The sequence below is a fragment of the Pseudoalteromonas atlantica genome, from assembly GCA_007988745.1.
GTDB classification, from domain to species: domain Bacteria; phylum Pseudomonadota; class Gammaproteobacteria; order Enterobacterales; family Alteromonadaceae; genus Pseudoalteromonas; species Pseudoalteromonas atlantica.
Genome location: BJUT01000125.1, coordinates 1 through 1,064 on the forward strand (window position 1 = coordinate 1; position 1,064 = coordinate 1,064).

The window sequence follows — 1,064 nt, forward strand, 5'->3', positions numbered from 1 at the left end:
AAAGGTCGGTGTAAAGGCAAGGGTTGGTGGCGTCACATCCACTTCGCCCGTATCACTGCCTGTACCGGTATTACCAGCGGCATCAGTGATGCTGGCACTAACACTGTAGTTGCCTTCTGCTAAGTCGCTGGTTGGTGTCGCACTCCAATTACCATTGGCATCAGTTTGTACATCAATAGTTTGTACGGCATTGGCTGCATCGGTAAAGGTTATCGTAACGGTGCTGTTTGGAGCATCACTGGTGCCCGTAACCGTTGGTGAGCTGTCGTTGGTGAGCGCTGGTGCATCCACACTCACACTTGGCGCGGTGGTATCGATGTTACCGCTGCCAGAGATATCAGTGCTGTTACCCGCCGCATCACTAATAGTCGCTTCAATGCTGTAAGGGCCTTCAGCCAATGCGTTTGGCACTTCGATTGAGAAGTTGCCGCTCGCATCCACAGTCGTCGTAAAGGTTTGCTCTGCCCCTAAATCATCGGTAACGGTAAAGGTGATCACAGTGCCTTCTAGTGCATCACTGGTGCCGCTTAGCGTTGGGGTTACGTCGTTACTTGAACCTGGGCTGGTTAAATCAAGCGTTGGCGCAATGGTATCAACCTCCCCTGCGCCTGTGGCGGTCGCTGTGTTACCCGCTGCATCGCTTACGCTTGCACTTACGGTAAAGTTGCCCTCAGCAACTACTTGTGAGGCAGCCACACTCCACGTGCCATTAGCTCCTAGGGTCGTTGTAACCGTATGGGTCACATTATTACTATCGGTGATTTCAACCGTTACGGTGCTGCCTTGCGGTGCATTCGAGGTGCCGGTGATCGTTGGGGTTGTATCATTGGTAACAACTAGCTCATTCACTTCAATCGCTGGGATAGTGGTGTCGATTAAGCCTATTTCAGTTACAGAACTTGTATTACCACCGCTATCCGTCACACTGGCGGTAACTTCATAGTTACCTTCTGCTAACGCATCTGGAGCTTCAACGCTCCAGACACCACCGGTTACGGTGGTATCAATAGACGTAATATTCCCCGCGCTATCTTCAAACGTTAAGCTAATGGTGGTGCCATCTG

Annotated in this window: 1 protein-coding gene; it reads right to left on the reverse strand. The window is 51.3% G+C overall.

The annotated features are described in order from the left end of the window. On the reverse strand, positions 1 to 1,064 hold a 1,064-nt coding region (locus PAT01_RS19990; RefSeq protein ID WP_154946066.1), incomplete at both ends, for an Ig-like domain-containing protein.